15 protein-coding genes are annotated in these 15,662 nt (G+C 63.9%); 6 read left to right on the top strand and 9 right to left on the bottom strand.

Going from position 1 to position 15,662, the window contains the following annotated elements; all coding sequences use genetic code 11:
- The first annotated feature begins 55 nt into the window (after positions 1 to 55).
- Positions 56 to 1,066, top strand: a complete 1,011-nt coding sequence (locus ACVISU_RS31400) for a polyprenyl synthetase family protein (RefSeq protein WP_050403244.1) — start codon at positions 56 to 58, stop codon at positions 1,064 to 1,066.
- Between the two features lie 154 nt (positions 1,067 to 1,220).
- Here ACVISU_RS31400 and ACVISU_RS31395 read toward each other — a convergent pair whose 3' ends face one another.
- A complete protein-coding gene (locus ACVISU_RS31395; RefSeq protein WP_456709519.1) occupies positions 1,221 to 2,060 on the bottom strand; it encodes a GyrI-like domain-containing protein in 840 nt (279 codons plus the stop codon).
- 240 nt (positions 2,061 to 2,300) lie between these two features.
- On the opposite strand from ACVISU_RS31395, the gene ACVISU_RS31390 reads away from it, so the two are divergent.
- Together ACVISU_RS31390 and ACVISU_RS31385 are read left to right on the top strand one after the other, a co-directional pair.
- Positions 2,301 to 3,539 carry an ABC transporter substrate-binding protein gene (locus tag ACVISU_RS31390; protein WP_456709518.1) on the top strand — a complete coding sequence of 413 codons (1,239 nt, stop codon included), beginning with the start codon at positions 2,301 to 2,303 and terminating at the stop codon, positions 3,537 to 3,539.
- A 130-nt stretch (positions 3,540 to 3,669) separates the two neighbouring features.
- Entirely contained in the window at positions 3,670 to 4,773 is a 1,104-nt protein-coding gene (locus ACVISU_RS31385; protein ID WP_456709517.1) for a mandelate racemase/muconate lactonizing enzyme family protein, read from the top strand.
- 114 nt (positions 4,774 to 4,887) lie between these two features.
- Here ACVISU_RS31385 and ACVISU_RS31380 read toward each other — a convergent pair whose 3' ends face one another.
- Positions 4,888 to 5,259, bottom strand: coding sequence for a hypothetical protein (locus tag ACVISU_RS31380; protein WP_050403243.1), 372 nt, complete (start codon positions 5,257 to 5,259; stop codon positions 4,888 to 4,890).
- 194 nt (positions 5,260 to 5,453) lie between these two features.
- On the opposite strand from ACVISU_RS31380, the gene ACVISU_RS31375 reads away from it, so the two are divergent.
- Positions 5,454 to 5,678 (top strand): hypothetical protein, encoded by a 225-nt coding sequence (locus ACVISU_RS31375; protein WP_050403151.1) that lies wholly within the window; start codon positions 5,454 to 5,456, stop codon positions 5,676 to 5,678.
- Positions 5,679 to 5,937: 259 nt separating this feature from the next.
- On the opposite strand, the gene ACVISU_RS31370 is transcribed toward ACVISU_RS31375, so the two are convergent.
- Positions 5,938 to 6,372 (bottom strand): cupin domain-containing protein, encoded by a 435-nt coding sequence (locus tag ACVISU_RS31370; RefSeq protein WP_050403150.1) that lies wholly within the window; start codon positions 6,370 to 6,372, stop codon positions 5,938 to 5,940.
- Positions 6,373 to 6,691: 319 nt separating this feature from the next.
- Positions 6,692 to 7,348 (bottom strand): glutathione S-transferase, encoded by a 657-nt coding sequence (locus tag ACVISU_RS31365; protein WP_050403149.1) that lies wholly within the window; start codon positions 7,346 to 7,348, stop codon positions 6,692 to 6,694.
- A gap of 174 nt (positions 7,349 to 7,522) precedes the next feature.
- Between ACVISU_RS31365 and ACVISU_RS31360 the strand changes: the two genes are divergently transcribed.
- Together ACVISU_RS31360 and ACVISU_RS31355 are read left to right on the top strand one after the other, a co-directional pair.
- On the top strand, positions 7,523 to 8,746 hold the full coding sequence (locus ACVISU_RS31360) for a polyhydroxyalkanoate depolymerase (protein ID WP_456709516.1): 1,224 nt from the start codon (positions 7,523 to 7,525) through the stop codon (positions 8,744 to 8,746).
- Between the two features lie 142 nt (positions 8,747 to 8,888).
- The gene (locus ACVISU_RS31355; RefSeq protein WP_456709515.1) at positions 8,889 to 9,683 is read left to right on the top strand and encodes a substrate-binding domain-containing protein; all 795 of its coding nucleotides are present in this window, start codon (positions 8,889 to 8,891) and stop codon (positions 9,681 to 9,683) included.
- 28 nt (positions 9,684 to 9,711) lie between these two features.
- Here the strand turns inward: ACVISU_RS31355 and ACVISU_RS31350 are convergent, their stop codons facing one another.
- The 5 genes from ACVISU_RS31350 to ACVISU_RS31330 form a co-directional block, all read right to left on the bottom strand.
- Positions 9,712 to 11,448 carry a protein kinase domain-containing protein gene (locus ACVISU_RS31350; protein WP_456709514.1) on the bottom strand — a complete coding sequence of 579 codons (1,737 nt, stop codon included), beginning with the start codon at positions 11,446 to 11,448 and terminating at the stop codon, positions 9,712 to 9,714.
- 60 nt (positions 11,449 to 11,508) lie between these two features.
- Positions 11,509 to 12,327, bottom strand: coding sequence for a formate/nitrite transporter family protein (locus tag ACVISU_RS31345; RefSeq protein WP_050403146.1), 819 nt, complete (start codon positions 12,325 to 12,327; stop codon positions 11,509 to 11,511).
- Positions 12,328 to 12,686: 359 nt separating this feature from the next.
- The gene (locus ACVISU_RS31340; protein WP_456710943.1) at positions 12,687 to 13,433 is read right to left on the bottom strand and encodes a transporter substrate-binding domain-containing protein; all 747 of its coding nucleotides are present in this window, start codon (positions 13,431 to 13,433) and stop codon (positions 12,687 to 12,689) included.
- A gap of 154 nt (positions 13,434 to 13,587) precedes the next feature.
- Positions 13,588 to 14,013 (bottom strand): DUF4399 domain-containing protein, encoded by a 426-nt coding sequence (locus tag ACVISU_RS31335; RefSeq protein ID WP_050403144.1) that lies wholly within the window; start codon positions 14,011 to 14,013, stop codon positions 13,588 to 13,590.
- Positions 14,014 to 14,049: 36 nt separating this feature from the next.
- The gene (locus tag ACVISU_RS31330) at positions 14,050 to 15,588 is read right to left on the bottom strand and encodes an SUMF1/EgtB/PvdO family nonheme iron enzyme (protein ID WP_456709513.1); all 1,539 of its coding nucleotides are present in this window, start codon (positions 15,586 to 15,588) and stop codon (positions 14,050 to 14,052) included.
- Positions 15,589 to 15,662: the final 74 nt, after the last annotated feature.

The raw sequence follows: 15,662 nt of genomic DNA, 5'->3' as shown, positions 1-15,662 counted from the left end.
CAGTTTCTATTGTTATAGCTGAGCTAGAGCGAATTCGGCAAAATTGGAGACCAGCGTGGCGGTTATTGTACCCTTCGAAAGCCCGTCCAATGCTTCGATCGACGGGCTGGTGGGACTTGTCGCCGCCGACATGGAGCGCGTCAACGCGACGATCATTTCGCGGACCGGCTCCGAGGTCACCATGATCCCCGAGGTCGCCAATCATCTGATCTCCTCCGGGGGAAAACGGCTGCGCCCGATGCTGACCCTGGCGATGGCCCAGCTCGCCGACTACACCGGCGACGGCCATATCAAGCTCGCCGCCGCGGTCGAGTTCATGCACACCGCGACCCTGCTGCACGACGACGTAGTCGACGAGAGCGAGCTGCGCCGTGGCAAATTGTCGGCGCGGATGCTGTGGGGCAACGAGGCCAGCGTGCTGGTCGGCGACTTCCTGCTCGGCCAGGCGTTCCGGATGATGGTCGAGGTCGGCTCGCTGCGCGCGCTCGACATTCTCTCAGCCGCCGCCGCCACCATCGCCGAGGGCGAGGTGATGCAGCTTGCCGCCGCCAAGAACACCGCGACCACCGAGGACGAATATCTCGCCGTGATCCGCGGCAAGACCGCCGAGCTGTTCGCCGCCGCCTGCGAGGTCGGTCCCGTGATCGCGGGCCGGCCGAAGGCCGAGCAGACCGCGTGCCGCTCGGTCGGCATGAATCTCGGCATCGCCTTCCAGCTGGTCGACGACGTGCTCGATTATGGCGGCAAATCCGCCAAACTGGGCAAGAACGTCGGCGACGATTTCCGCGAGGGCAAGATTACGCTTCCCGTGGTGCTCGCCTTCCGCCGCGGCAACGACACCGAGCGCCAGTTCTGGATCCGCGCACTGGAGCGCGGCGAGATCGGATCAGCCGATCTCGATCACGCGATCGGGCTGATGACCAAGCACCGGGCGCTGGAAGACACCATCAGCCGCGCCCAGCACTACGGTGCAATGGCGGTCGACGCGCTGGCGCTGTTCCCGTCCTCGCCGATGAAGACGGCGCTGGAACAGGTCGTGGCGTTCTGCCTCGCGCGCACGCACTAGGTTTGCGTGTAAGTCAATCCCCGCTATCTCTGCCGTCATTCCGGGGCTTGCGAAGCAAGAGCCCGGAATCCATTTCTCCACAGTCGGTGCGGCTTGACGGATTCCAGGTTCTCGCCTTCGGCGAGCCCCGGAATGACGAGCCAGAGGAAAGCAGCTACCCTTCCACCGGCACCCAGATCTCCAGCCCGCCATTGCCGCTGTTCTTGTCGAACGTCGCGCCGTAGCGCTCGAAGTTCGGCGCGTCTGCGACCTTCATGCCGGATTGCGGCAGCCAGCGATTCCAGATCGTGTTGACGGTGCGGCGGATGGTCGAGATGTGGTCGGCGTGGGTGAACACCACGTATTTCTGCGCCGGGATCCGGACCCGCGCGAACTCGCGCGGCAGGTCGGAGAAATCCGCGACCTCGACACCTGCGATGTAGTCGAAATTGCCGGCATCGTCGCCGTTGCAGCAGACGCCATAGGCGACATCGCCGACCTGGCGGGGAATATGCGCGCATTGCTGGTGGAAGCCGCTCCACTGGTTCGGAATGCCGGCCGTGCTGTCATTGGCGTGGTTGTAGCGATCGCCGACGCCGGCGACGAGAAGGGCTCTCCCCGTCTCAATGCGTGGCGGATCGATGTGATCGAGGGCGGTCGAGATCATGGTGATCGGCTCCTGCAGCTTGAGCTGTGTCAGACACGTCGTCGCACGCACGGTTTCCGGCGTGACGCCGAAATGGTCGCGGAACGCGCGGGTGAATGCTTCGTGGGAGCCGTAATCCGCATCCAGCGCCAGCGTGAGAATGTCGGGCGCACCGGCCGCGAGCGCGTGCGCGGCCTCGCTCAGCCGCCGCGCCCGCAGGTAGCGCATCACCGAAAACCCGGTCGCCTCCGCGAACGCGCGTACCAGATGGAAGCGGGAGACCCCGGCGACGACTGCGATGTCGTCGAGCGTCAGGGACCTGTGAAGGTGGCCTTCGATGTACCAGAGCGCCTTCTGGGCTGGATTCATTGGACGACGGCCTTCCTGCAAAGCTCCGGCATCATGCACGGCTGCGGTGCGCGCATTTGACAGTCCTTGCTGCGCGGCGGCGAAACCGTGGTTCCGCTCAGCGAAATTTTACCGCAAAGCCGTCGCTGGCAACACCGCTGCAATCGTGCATACTCGCAGTTGCATCGATCCGACGGCTCACTAAGCTGCCCGAAAATCAAGACTGCACGAGCCGCGGCCAGCATGTCAGGGAGGACAAGGATGCACCACCAACGCCTGAGCTATGCCAACTGCGTCATGTCAGCGGCGCTTGCGGGGCTTTTGACGATCGCCACCGCCGGCGCCGCCAACGCCCAGAAGAAGTACGATCCGGGTGCGACCGACACCGAGATCAAGGTCGGCAACATCATGCCCTATTCGGGCCCGGCATCCGCTTACGCCACGATCGGCAAGACCGAAGCGGCCTATTTCAACAAGCTCAACAGCGAGGGCGGCATCAACGGTCGCAAGGTCAACTTCATCTCCTACGATGACGCCTACTCGCCGCCGAAGATGGTCGAGCAGGCCCGCAAGCTGGTCGAGAGCGACGAGGTGCTGTTGATCTTCAATCCGCTCGGCACACCGGGCAACACCGCGATCCAGAAATACATGAACGCCAAGAAGGTGCCGCAGCTGTTCGTCTCCACCGGCGCCGCCAAGTGGAACGACCCGAAGAATTTTCCCTGGACCATGGGCTGGCAGCCGAGCTACCAGGTCGAGGCGCGCATCTATGCCAAGTACATCCTGCAGAAATATCCCGGCAAGACCATCGGCGTGCTCTACCAGAACGACGATTTCGGCAAGGACTATCTGATCGGCCTGCATGAGGGACTCGGCGATGCGGCCAAGAAACTGATCGTCGTCGAATCCTCCTACGAGACCTCGTCGCCGACGGTGGATTCGCAGATCGTACAGATCAAGGGCGCCAATCCGGATATCTTCATCAACATCGCGACGCCGAAATTCGCGGCGCAGGCGATCAAGAAGGCCGCCGAGCTGGATTGGCATCCGGTCCAGTTCCTGACCAACGTCTCGGTCTCGATCGGCGGCGTGATGAAGCCGGCCGGCTATGAGGCGAGCCAGGACATCCTGTCGACCCAGTATCTGAAGGATCCCGCCGATCACGAGTGGAAGAACGATCCGGCCATGAACGAGTGGCGCGCTTTCATGACCAAGTGGTATCCCGAGGGCGACCAGAACGACGCCTCGACCGTGTTCGGTTACGGCGTCGCCAAGGGGCTCGAGCAGGTGCTGCGGCAATGCGGCGACAACCTCACCCGCGAGAACCTGATGAAGCAGGCGGCCAGCCTCAACTTCGAGATCGGCATCTATCTGCCCGGCACCAAGATCAAGACCGGGCCGGACGACTACGCTCCGATCGAGCAGTTGCAGATGATGCGCTTCAAGGGCGAGAGCTGGGAGCGGTTCGGCCCCGTGATGAGCGGCGAGAAGAGCTCGTAAGTTCCGGCCAAATAACCGCCGTCATTGCGAGCGAAGCGAAGCAATCCATCGTGTCCGAGTACGCGGAGGGGTGGATTGCTTCGTCGCTCGCGCTCCTCGCAATGACGAACAAGGGAAGAGGACAACAACAATGAAAATCACCGACGTCCGCGCCCACCATATCCGCATTCCCTATGACGCAGGCCCCGCGAGCTTCCGCCAGGGCGCATCCGCGATCTCCGCGCTCGACATGGTGCTGGTCGAGGTATCGACCGATGCCGGCCTGACCGGCTGGGGCGATGCTTTTGCCTATGTCTGCCCGAAAACGAGTTGCACGGCGGTGACCGAGATGATCGCGCCGCAGGCCCGCGGCCTCGAGGTACCCGACGCCGCCCAAATTCCCGCCGCGATGGAGCAGATCCAGCGAAATCTGCATCTGTTCGGCCGCTACGGCATCACGATGTTTGCGATCTCCGCGCTCGACATCGCGCTGTGGGATCTCGCCGGCAAGGTGAACGGCGTGCCGCTGCATCAATTGATCGGCGGCGCCAAGCGCAGCACGATCCCGGCCTATGCAAGCCTGATGCGGATCGGCAACCCCGCGCACATCGCCGCCGAATGCAGGAAGGCGATCAAGCTCGGCTACGCCGCGATCAAGCTGCACGAGACCACCGTGCCCGCGGTGACCGCCGCGCGCGAGGCGATCGGCCCCGACGTGCCGCTGATGGTCGACATGAATTGCCCGCTGGACGGACCGGCCGCGATCCAGTTCGCCCGCGATTGCAAGCAGGCCGCGCCGATGTTCCTGGAGGAGCCGGTCTGGCCGCCGGAGGATTTCGCGACGCTCGCAGAGGTGCGCAGAGAGGGCCGGCTCGACATCGCGGCCGGCGAGAACGCCTGCACCGTGCATCAATTCCGCCAGATGATGACCGCGGGGGCGGTCAGTCACGCGCAACCGTCGGTGATCAAGGTCGGCGGCGTCACCGAATTCCTGCGCGTGGCCGTGCTCGCCGACGAGTTCGGCGTCCAGGTGATTCCGCACTCGCCCTATTTCGGACCGGGCTTCCTCGCCACGCTGCACCTGATGGCGATCCGCGACGCGGGGCTGATCGAGGTCTTCTTCATGAAGCGCCCCGCCTGCCTGTGGGGCGACCACATCGATGTCGACGCCACTGGCCACATCGCCGTGCCGCAGGGCCCCGGCCTCGGCTACGAACCGGATCGCGATGTGATGGAGAAGTATAGGGTGGCGTGAGCTGCGACCACGCCGGACCCGTCATTGCGAGGAGCGAAGCGACGAAGCAATCCATCGCTCCGCGTGCGCGGTGAAAATGGATTGCTTCGCTGTGCTCGCAATGACGGCCGCAGGCTACTTCGTCCCGTCCTTTGCGGCCGGCGTTGCATCCTTGGCCGGCGGCGCGTCGACCTTCTTCTTCATATCCTCGGTCAGCTTGACCTGCGCCGCCTGCAAATCGGTGACGAGCTTCTGCAAGCTTGCCAGCGCATTCTGCAAGCTCGCGATCTGCCGGTTGGCGGCATCGAGCTTCTGCTGATGATCCGATGTGAGCTTGCCGATCGTCTTCTGCAGGAAATCGACGTTGCTCTGCAGGCAGCTGGTGCGCCGCTCCATCGTTTTCTCGACGGTGCATATCTCGATGCCGGGAACGTCCTGCGCATGCGCGGTTGTAGTAATGTAGAATACAATCGGCATGAGCAGGACAAGAACGAAACGAGCGATCATCGGCATCCCCAATCACAGGCGTCATTCACAGATTTGTGCTCGCGACGCTGAAAGCGGGGCAGACATACCACACTGAAACCGCATTCGAGCGGTGTGCTTCACCCATTACGGGGACTACTCGTGGGGACGGGGGCCTTCGGAACTTGTTTGGTTCGACCCCTTTGGCTCGACCTTGGGCAGTGGAGATAGATCGCATGGCAACGCGCGAAAAACGTCTGGCGCAATTCGATGGCAATGGCGAACCCTCGCCGGAACAACGCGTGGAAGTGCTGTGTGAGGATCACAGCGGAACGTATCAGCTGCCGTTCGCCTGCCGTTTCATCGACGGCCAGTGGCGGAATGACGCAACCGGTGGCGCGCTGGAGGTCAACGTCATTGCCTGGCGGATGCCGCGCGTGAAGCAGGCGGGCATGGCCTGAGGGACGCATGGCGCGCGCTGTTTCAAAACGCGACGCGCGCGCACACGCGCCTTAAGATTTGGAACGCGGATGGAACGAACCGCGTCCGAATCGCTGATTGAGCTACGTACTCCGTTGTTCACGGCTAGATGTGGTCATCAGCCCGAGGCGGCGCACCACATACAGAAGCATGACGATCGGCCGCAGCCAGCGGCCGACGACAAAGGTTAACTCTTCCGCAGACGACATTTGTGATCCCCTCTCTGATCCTTCTTGGCGATCATTTCCACGGCGTGACCGGCGGTACCGTCTCGGTTGCCGGCGGCACATCCACGGTCTTGAAATCGGCGGGGCTGACGATCTCGAGGTATTCCATGTCCTTCGAGTAATCGAACAGATAGTGCGTGATGCCGGGGCGCTGATGGATCACGTCGCCGGCCTCGACCAGCGTCTCCTTGTCCTCGTACATGAAGCGCGCCCAACCCTTGGTCATGATCACGATCTGGAAATCGCACAGATGCTTGTGCCAGCCGGTGCCTTGTTCCGGCGGCAGGTCGGGATTGGCCTTGACCAGATGGCAGATCACCTGCCCGCCGGTGGCATCGGCGATACCGAGATCGCGATACAGGAAGAAGTCGCGCAGACCTCCGCCCTTGAACTCGGTGTCACCGGGTTTGACGTGGGAGAATTTGCTGACGATGGCGTGCTGGTTCATTTCAAGCCTCCACGGTTCTCGTATTCGCGAGATCGCGGCGCGGCTCAGCGTCCAAATTTTCGGCAGCGTCGCATCGTCGCGGTCACAGCTCGCTTGTTGCTATGCGAAATCCTTGCCAGCCCGGTCGTGCCGCGGCGATCGGCCTCGCCATGCGCTGGCATCGCAGCGGAAGCATTTGGCGTGAGGCGCGAATTTGAGTTCGGCGCGCGCTGCGCCCGATCGCCGCGCGACGCCGATGCCGGGCGGCGACGGCACGTCCATTGAGCAAAGCTTGCCCGGAGCTTGAGCCGCCGGCGCAGGCAGGCCGGACGCGCGCTGCCTAATATTCGACCTCGAGCTCCTCGACATCGGCCGGCTCGGCCTTCGCCGCCTCGATCCACTCCTGCATCTCGGGCATCGCCATGATGGTGCGGGCATACGCCGCCAGAACCGGGTCGAGTTTCACGTCATAGGTCATGAAGCGGGTCACCACGGGGGCATACATCGCGTCCGCCATGGTGCGGCGTTCGCCGAACAGGAACGGTCCGCCTGATTTGCCGAGGCAATCGCCCCAGATGGTGCAGACGCGATCGATATCGGCCTGCGCCCGCGACCAGATCTTGAAGCCGGGAAAATGCCCCTTCAGGTTGACCGGCAGCGACGACCGCAGCGTGGTGAAGCCGGAATGGATTTCGCCCGAGATCGAGCGGCAATGCGCGCGCTGGATCCGGTCCGCCGGCAGCAGCCCGGCATGCGGCATGATCTCGTTGAGGTACTCGCCGATCGCCAGCGTATCCCAGACCGTCGCGCCCTCGTGGCGCAGGCAGGGCACCAGGATCGACGACGACAACAGCAGCAGCTCGGCCCGCGCCGAGGGGTCATCGGGCGCGGTGACCACCTCCTCGAACTCCAGCCCAGCGAATTTGGCCAGCAGCCAGCCGCGCAGCGACCAGGACGAGTAATTCTTGCTGCTGATGGTGAGTGTCGCCTTCGCCATATCGGTCCCTCACGCCCTGAACGCGTCCTTACCGCCGGACACCGCGCGCCGGTCCAAACCGCCGCGCCCCCCGAAGCCGTTCATTTTTGCAGCAAGCCACGTGCCAATTTGCCGGGCACCCCGCCCCTCTCTGGCGTCGATATTGCATATCCAGCCGGGCAAGGGCGGATGCGTATGATGTCAATGCTTTACCAGGCCTATCAGAACCACATGGACCTCACGGCGCCGTGGCGGACCGGCGCCGCGGCGGCATTGCGGTATCTCAATCTGGTGCCGCGGGGCACCTCCGACCGGACGTTCGGCCGGCTCGCGGCGGCGCTCGAGCTGATCTCGCGCTCCACCCTGACCTACGCCCGTCCCGACTACGCCATCGGCAGCGTGTCCTCCGGCAACAGGGAATACGAGGTGACCGAGGAGGTTGCCTATGCGACGCCGTTCGGCTCGCTGCTGCATTTCAGGAAGGTGGACGGACCGGAGCAGCCGCGGCTGCTGTTGGTGGCGCCGATGTCCGGTCATTTCGCAACGCTGCTGCGGAGCACCGTGAAGACGCTGCTGCAGGATCACGACGTCTACATCACCGACTGGCACAATCCGCGCGACATTCCGCGCAGCGAGGGCCGCTTCGGGCTCGAGGACTACACCGACCACCTGATCGACTTCCTCGGCCAGCTCGGCCCGCGCGCGCATATGGTGGCGATCTGCCAGCCTTCGGTGTCGGCGCTGGCGGCGGCCGCGATCATGTCCGAAGACAATCATCCGGCGCGGCCGGCGTCGCTGACCCTGATGGCCGGGCCGATCGACACAAGGATCCAGCCGACCAAGGTGAACGAATTCGCCAAGAGCAAGCCGATCAAATGGTTCGAGGACAATCTGATCAACTACGTGCCGATGCAGTGCAAGGGCGCGCTGCGTCAGGTCTATCCCGGCTTCGTGCAGCTGACGGCGTTCGTCTCGATGAACCTCGAGCGTCACATCAAGCAGCACATCGACCTCGCCGACCATCTCGCCAAGGGCGAGACCGCGAAGGCCGAGGTGATCAAGACCTTCTACGACGAGTATTTCGCCGTGATGGATCTGCCGGCGGAATTCTACATCGAGACGGTGCGCGATGTGTTCCAGGAGCATCTGCTGCCGCAGGGCATGCTGATGCATCGCGGCCGCGCGGTGAATCCGGCAGCGATCCGGCGCATGGGCCTGATGACGGTGGAAGGCGAGAAGGACGACATCTGCTCGATCGGCCAGACCCTCGCCGCCCAGGACCTCTGCACCGGCGTGCGCACCTATCGCAAGGTGCACCACATGCAGGCCGGCGTCGGCCATTACGGCGTGTTTTCCGGCAAACGCTGGAACAACGAGATATACCCGCTGCTGCGCGATTTCGTGCACGTGAATTCGTGAGTGGATCCGGTAGCCCGACCGCTCCATCTGAGTCAGTGCGCGCCTCGCAAAGACGCAGCGGCTAGCCACGCATCCCCTCGCGCAGTACTCTCCCCGGCCACGACGACCCACGCGCCGCAAGAATCGTCCAGGGAGAAACTCCATGCGCGCCGCCTTCCGCACCCTCACGCTCGCCTTGATCGGCGCCCTCGCCCTCGCCCTCGCGTCAGCCGCATCCGCCGCCGACGTCCATGTCATGATCTCGGGTGGACTGACCGCGGCTTACAAGGCGCTGGTGCCGGAGTTCGAGCGCAAGACCGGGCACAGGGTGGTGACCGCCTTCGGGCCGTCGATGGGCACCACGACCAACGCCATTCCGGTGCGGCTCGCGCGCGGCGAGCCGGCCGACGTGCTGATCATGGTCGGCTATGCGCTGGGTGACCTCGTCAAGCAGGGCAAGGTGGTGGCCGACAGCCGCGTCGACCTCGTGAAGTCGCCGATCGGGATTGCGGTGAAATCAGGCGCACCGAGGCCGGACATCAGCTCGGCCGACGCCGTCAAGCAGGCGCTGCTTGCGGCGAAGTCGGTCGCCTATTCCGACAGCGCCAGCGGCGTCTATGTCTCGACCGAGATGTTCGCAAAACTCGGCATCGCCGACCAGATGAAGGACAAGGCGCGGATGATCCCGGCAACCCCGGTCGGCGAGATCGTCGCCAAGGGCGAGGCCGAGATCGGCTTGCAGCAGATCTCGGAGCTGAAGCCGGTTGCCGGCATCGACATCATAGGTCCGCTACCGGAGCCATTGCAGAAGATCACGGTGTTCTCCGCCGGGATCGCGACCGTCTCAAAAGAGCCCGACGCCGGCAAGGCGCTGATCAGCTTCCTCGCCTCATCAGATGCCCGCGACGCGCTGGTCAGGAGCGGCCTCGATCCGATCGCCGCCGGCGCGACGCATTAGCGAGACATCGCCAACTTTTTCGGCGCCCCTACCGCAAATGATGCGCGCCGTAAGCGAGCAGCAGCACCACGACCAGCGCCAGCACCAGCGTGGTCGACTTCCAGAACAGCACCGGGTTGCGCTCGATCAGCGGGGTCGATGACGTCGTCAGATATCTCGCATTGGGATTGCGCAGGTCGAACAGAAACTCCGAGAAGCTGTCGTAACGCCTCAGCGGATTGACCTGCACGGCATGCTCCAGCGTGCCGTCGACCCAGTTGGGAATGTCGCGGCCGCCATGCGCGGCCGGACGGTAGACCAGCCGGTTGAAGTCGGACCAGGTGCGGGCGCGCGCGATCTGCGCGCCGTAGGGCAAGCGGCCGGTCAGCATCTGATAGGTGACGACGCCGAGCGAAAACAGGTCCGAGCGCGCGGTACCGCCCTCGCCCAGGAAATACTCCGGCGCGGTGTATTGCTGAGTGCCCAGGATGTTCTCGACGCCCGCCGCCACCGCGTCGGCGACGCCAGAGATCCGCGTCGAGCCGAAGTCGATGATCTTCACCGTGCCGGTCCGGTCGATCATGATGTTGTCCGGCCTGACGTCCTGGTGCAGCATCTCCTTGCGGTGGAACGCGCGCAGCCCTTTTGCGATCTGCTCGGTGATGTCGCGCACCGTCTCCAGCGATGGCGCCGGGTTGTCGATCATCCACTGCGTCAAGGTCTGGCCGTCGATATACTCCATCGCGACATAGAGGAAGTTACGCTTGCGCTGCGGCAGGAACGGCTTCAGCACGTGCGGGCTGTCGATCCGCCGCGCGACCCACTCCTCCAGCATGAAGCGTTTCAGATAGGCGCCGTCGTCGCGCAGGTCGATCGAGGGGATCTTGATCGTGACCGTGGTGCCGCTCTCCTCGTCGACCGCGAGATAGATGTGGCTGCGATGCGATGCATGCAATTCGCGGACGATCCGGTAACCGTCGAACAGCATCCGTGCATCGAGCAGCGGCGGCAGCGGCAGCTCGGTCGGCTGGCCGAACACCTCGCTGGCTTCGCCATCGGGCAATTCGTCGATCCGGATGATCTGCGCGGTGAGATTGTCCGGGCTGCCGTTGTCATAGGCCTGCGCCACGATCGACTTCGCGGCGGCATCGAGATCGGCAGCGCCATCCCTGATCGTCTTCGCCAGCTGCCGCGCGGCAACGTGCTCGTAGATGCCGTCGGTCACCAGCAGGAAAGTGTCGCCGCGCTCCAGCCACAGATTCCGGTAGTCGATCTCGAGCTGCGGATTCACGCCGAGCGCGCGGCCGAGATAGCTCTGCTGCGACGACAGCACGACGCGGTGGTCGTTGGTCAATTGCTCGAGGCTGTTGCCCGCGACGCGGTAGATCCTCGAGTCGCCGACATGGAACAGATGCGCCGTGGTCGAGCGGATGACGAGCGCGCTCAGCGTGCAGACGTAGCCCTTGTCCTTGTCGTAGGGGTTCTGGCTGCGCCGCGTCTGCGCATGCAGCCAGGAATTGGTCGCCTCCAGCACCCGCTGTGCCGAGGTCTTCACCGACCAGGATTCCGAGGTGCAGTAGTAATCGGTCAGGAAGCTCTTGACCGCGGACTCCGCGGCGATGCGGCCGACGCTGCTCGAGGAGACGCCGTCGGCAAGCACCACGGCGATGCCCTTCAGCCCAAGCAGCGGCTCGTCGGGGATCAGGATGCCGTGGAAATCCTGATTGGTGTCCTTGCGGCCCTGATCAGAGAATTGCCCGACCGATATTGTCAGCGCGCGCGGCATCGACCGTCCCAATGCGAATGGGGCTCTCCGCGACAGGAGAGCCCCATAAGCCGTCCGGGATCAAGCCGCGAGGCGCTGGCGCTTCGGCGCCGTCTTCACATGCGTCGTGTAGAGCGTGAGCCCGGTGAAGGCGAGGCCCCCGGCGAGGTTGCCGAGCACGGTCGGGATCTCGTTCCAGATCAAATAGTCCATGATCGAGAACTTGGCGTGCAGCATCAGTCCCGACGGGAACAGGAACATGTTCACCACCGAATGCTCGAACACCATGTAGAAGAACACCAGGATCGGCATCCACATCGCGATGACCTTGCCGGGCACCGTCGTCGAGATCATGGCGCCGACGACGCCGGTGGACACCATCCAGTTGCAGAGCATGCCGCGGATGAAGAGCGTGGCCATGCCCGCCGCGCCATGCGCCGCATAGCCCAGCGTTCGCGCCTCGCCGACGTTTCCGATGGTCATTCCGACCTTGTCGGGCTCCTGCGTGAAACCGAACGTGGTCACGAACGCCATCATGAACGCCACCGTCAGCGCGCCGGCGAAGTTGCCGATGAAGACGAGGCCCCAGTTGCGCAGCACGCCGCCGAGCGTGACGCCGGGCCGCTTGTCGAGCAGCGCGAGCGGCGACAGCACGAACACGCCCGTCAGCAGGTCGAAGCCGAGCAGATAGAGCATCACGAAGCCGACCGGAAACAGCAATGCGCCGACCAGCGGCTGGCCCGTGTTGACGTTGATCGTCACGGCAAACCAGGCCGCCAGCGCCAGGATCGCACCGGCCATGTAGGCGCGGATCACGGTGTCGCGCGTCGACATGAAGATCTTGGATTCGCCGGCGTCCACCATCTTGGTGACGAATTCGGACGGTGCGAGATAAGCCATTCGTGAATTCCCCTTGCGCAATTCGGCCGCGCCGGCTGCCTGCCGGAAGCGACGCGGGTTGGTTGTAATGCTCATCCGTCCGGGGAGATGGGGTGACGATTGCTCACGACGCCCGGCCGGGCACCTTGGTCCCCTTGCCTCGGCCTGCACTGGCTTCGGCCATCCGGAGAACGGCAGTCGTCATTGACTGATGCAATCAAAAGCAATCGATGTGCCAACCGCCCTCGTCGGGGAAAAGCTAAAAACATATTGCAATACAATGGCTTAATCGAATGAACGCTGCCCGGCGCGATGGCGCGGAATTATGCAGCATGCCCAGATGTCGCCCACGGTGATCGGGATCGGATCGATACGCGCCGCTACTTCACCTCGGTACGGACCGGCGTGTCCTTCAGCCCGTTATCGTCGTAGGCCTTGCGCAGCGTGCCGTTGGCGATCGCCTCGGTCATGAACTTCGCGACGAACGCTGCGGCCAGCGGGCGGTCGAGCGGCACTGCGACCGCGGTGACGGTCTGCTTGAAGGTCTCGTCCAGCACGCAGGTGCCCGGAATCTTCTTGGCCATCGCCATCAGCTGATCGCGCGACAATGCGAAGGCGTCGACCTCGCCGTTCGCCAGGAGATGGAAGATCTCGTCATAGGTCTGATAACCCGTGACCTTGGCATGCTTGAGATGCGCGATCGCGCCACGCATGGTCGTGGTGTTGTTGACGGCAGCGACCTTGACGCCGTCCTGGTCGAGCGTGGCGAAGTTCGCGATCCTGGAACCCGGCCTGACGATATAGGTGGCGTCGGCGACCTCGTAGATCGGCCCGAACGTCATCCTGGTCTCGCGTTCGGGATCCTTGGGCAGGAATGTGACGTCCCAACTGTTCTTCGCCGCAGCGTCGGTGATCTGTCCGGAATTCTGGTGCACGACATATTCGACGGGAACGCCGAGCTGCGCCGCCATCTCGCGGCCGAGATCGACGGGAACGCCGGCATAGCCGTTCGCGGTCCGCGTCGACCAGAACGCGCCGCCCGCCGGGCTGATCGCGATCGCGACCCGGAGCTTTCCGGTCGGCGCGATCTGATCCTTCAAGGCGTCGGCGTTGGCGGATACGGCCATCACAATCACTCCCAGAACGACGCAGACCAGACGCAGCAGTCGAGACGACATCGGACGCCCTCCACGCCGGTCTTGCGCCCGGCGGCGCGCAACAAACCGCACGAGGCCGCTTTGCGCAAGCGGCGGTTCGCGCAAGGGAGCTATCCGTGTCGGTCTATTTGACCCGGATGGTGATCTTCTCGGAGACGACCGGCGGGTTGAATGGATAGTGCTTGGCGTCGCCCAGCACTAGCTGCAAGGTATGCTTGCCGGGCGCCAGATCGAGCTGCGTCTCGGTCTGGCCCGCACCGAAGTGCTGGTGAGACTTGTCCGACGGGATCGGCTCGTTCGGATTGAGCGGCTCATTCACATCGATCAGTAGATGGTGATGGCCACTGTTCGGATATTCGTCGCCGGCATGGGTGACGCCCATATTGCGCAGCCCAAAGCGGCACCAGAACGGGCTTTTGACCTTGGCTCCGTCGTGCGGCCAGATGAAATACAGCTTGGTGTCTTTCCCCGCCGGTTTGTTTTGCGCCGTGGCGGGACTGGCGAGCAATGCCAGTGCCGCAGCCAGGATGATCAAGCGTGAACTCTTCATAGCCCCTCCATGAACCTGGCGATTGCAGACGATCTCTCAGGGAGACAGCGCGACCCGGAAACCATGGGTCGGGTAGCGAACATTGGTGTCGTAATTGTCGCGATTGGCCGGACGGACATAGCGCGCGTCGTTCTTCCAGGAGCCGGAACGAATGACATGGGAGCCGCAGTCGCCACCAAGCCACACCGCACCGTCGACAGGGGCGCCCTGGTAGTTCCTGTGCCAGCAATCCTCGACCCACTGATCGACACTGCCGCCCATGTCGTAGAGACCAAACGGATTCGGCTTGAAGCTGCCGACCTTGACCGGCTGTTCGGCGGCAGCATCACCACCGCAATCCTTGCAGCCGGCATGGCCCGATTGCACCTGGTCGCCCCACCAGTATTTCGATTGCGTTCCGCCACGCGCCGCATATTCCCATTCGGCTTCGCTCGGCAGCCGGTAAGCCTTCCCGGTGCGCTCGGCGAGCCACGCCACATACTGCTTCGCGTCGCTCCAGCTCACATTGGTGACCGGCACGTCGTCCTTGCCAGTGGCGACGAAGCCGCATGCCTTGGCCGCCGCGCAGGCGTTCCATTCCCGCACGGTGACCGGATATTTGCCCATCGCGAAGGACTTGACCGTCACCCTGCGGATCGGCCGCTCCGAGGGATCGTCATTGCTCCCCATCGAGAAACTGCCGCCTTGAAGCGACACCATTTCGGGCTCCGGCACGGACGCTGTGGGACTGACGGAAGGGGCGACCTGAGGTGACGCCTGCTGGGCCGGCGTTGCGCTTGGAGCCGGACTTGCGGTCTGCGCTGGAGCCGGGCTCGGTGCAGGCTGCTGAGCCGCCGGCGGAGCCGAAGGCGCCCGCGCCACCTCGGACAGCTTGCCGCGCGGCTGCGCGAGCATATACCAAAGCGCGCCCGCGGCGATGATCGCGACGGCCAGTCCGAGCAGCGTAAGCAGGATGGACTCACGGCGCCGGCGGGTCCTCTGGTACGCGGCGGCGTCCGGCAGCACGCGATAAACCCTGACCGGATCGGTGATGTTCTTGACCTTCTTGTCGCCGAGCGATTCATACCCACAGACCATCTTGTGCTTGATCTGCTCGTAGATGCCGCCGGAGATGAAGACTTCACCGGGCGCCGCAATCCCCTCCAGGCGCGAGGCCACGTTGACGCCGTCGCCATAGATGTCGTCGGCCTCGATGATGACATCGCCGAGATTGACGCCGATCCGATACTCGATCCAGCGATCTCTCGCGATCGCCGCGTTGCGGCCGATCATGTTCTGCTGAATCACGATGCTGCACCGGACGGCCTCGACCGGACTGTCGAACATCGCGATGAAGCCGTCGCCGGTGGTCTTGACCAGCTTGCCATGGTGCTCGGCAATGGTCGGCTCGATCAGGTCGCGCTCGGCCCGCTTGACGCGGGTATGCGTGCCCTCCTCATCGAGTTGCATCAGCCGGCTGTAGCCGGCGATATCGCCGACCACGATCGCCGCCAGGCGCCGCGGCATCGAAGTGCCGGGCGGCTGTGTGTTGTCGGACGGTGACCGGCCTGACTTAAAGTCGCGAATTTCGCCCATGGCGCTCCGGCTGCTCCAAAATACGTGCAAGGAGGCGCAACCGGCGCCTTCGTCCCCGAGGCCCGGCTCAAGCT

The organism is Bradyrhizobium sp. USDA 4452 (assembly GCF_054063575.1).
The sequence above is the reverse complement of the archived record's forward strand: the minus strand, read 5'-3'. Positions and strand labels throughout refer to the sequence as shown.

Excerpts from the sequence above, each read along its gene's own strand:
- ACVISU_RS31330 (WP_456709513.1), bottom strand. The coding sequence starts at position 15,588 with ATGGGCGAAATTCGCGACTTTAAGTCAGGCCGGTCACCGTCCGACAAC.
- ACVISU_RS31380 (WP_050403243.1), bottom strand. The coding sequence starts at position 5,259 with ATGATCGCTCGTTTCGTTCTTGTCCTGCTCATGCCGATTGTATTCTAC.
- ACVISU_RS31355 (WP_456709515.1), top strand. The coding sequence starts at position 8,889 with ATGCGCGCCGCCTTCCGCACCCTCACGCTCGCCTTGATCGGCGCCCTC.
- ACVISU_RS31345 (WP_050403146.1), bottom strand. The coding sequence starts at position 12,327 with ATGGCTTATCTCGCACCGTCCGAATTCGTCACCAAGATGGTGGACGCC.
- ACVISU_RS31390 (WP_456709518.1), top strand. The coding sequence starts at position 2,301 with ATGCACCACCAACGCCTGAGCTATGCCAACTGCGTCATGTCAGCGGCG.
- ACVISU_RS31370 (WP_050403150.1), bottom strand. The coding sequence starts at position 6,372 with ATGAACCAGCACGCCATCGTCAGCAAATTCTCCCACGTCAAACCCGGT.
- ACVISU_RS31385 (WP_456709517.1), top strand. The coding sequence starts at position 3,670 with ATGAAAATCACCGACGTCCGCGCCCACCATATCCGCATTCCCTATGAC.
- ACVISU_RS31350 (WP_456709514.1), bottom strand. The coding sequence starts at position 11,448 with ATGCCGCGCGCGCTGACAATATCGGTCGGGCAATTCTCTGATCAGGGC.
- ACVISU_RS31395 (WP_456709519.1), bottom strand. The coding sequence starts at position 2,060 with ATGAATCCAGCCCAGAAGGCGCTCTGGTACATCGAAGGCCACCTTCAC.
- ACVISU_RS31375 (WP_050403151.1), top strand. The coding sequence starts at position 5,454 with ATGGCAACGCGCGAAAAACGTCTGGCGCAATTCGATGGCAATGGCGAA.
- ACVISU_RS31365 (WP_050403149.1), bottom strand. The coding sequence starts at position 7,348 with ATGGCGAAGGCGACACTCACCATCAGCAGCAAGAATTACTCGTCCTGG.
- ACVISU_RS31360 (WP_456709516.1), top strand. The coding sequence starts at position 7,523 with ATGATGTCAATGCTTTACCAGGCCTATCAGAACCACATGGACCTCACG.
- ACVISU_RS31340 (WP_456710943.1), bottom strand. The coding sequence starts at position 13,433 with ATGGCCGTATCCGCCAACGCCGACGCCTTGAAGGATCAGATCGCGCCG.
- ACVISU_RS31335 (WP_050403144.1), bottom strand. The coding sequence starts at position 14,013 with ATGAAGAGTTCACGCTTGATCATCCTGGCTGCGGCACTGGCATTGCTC.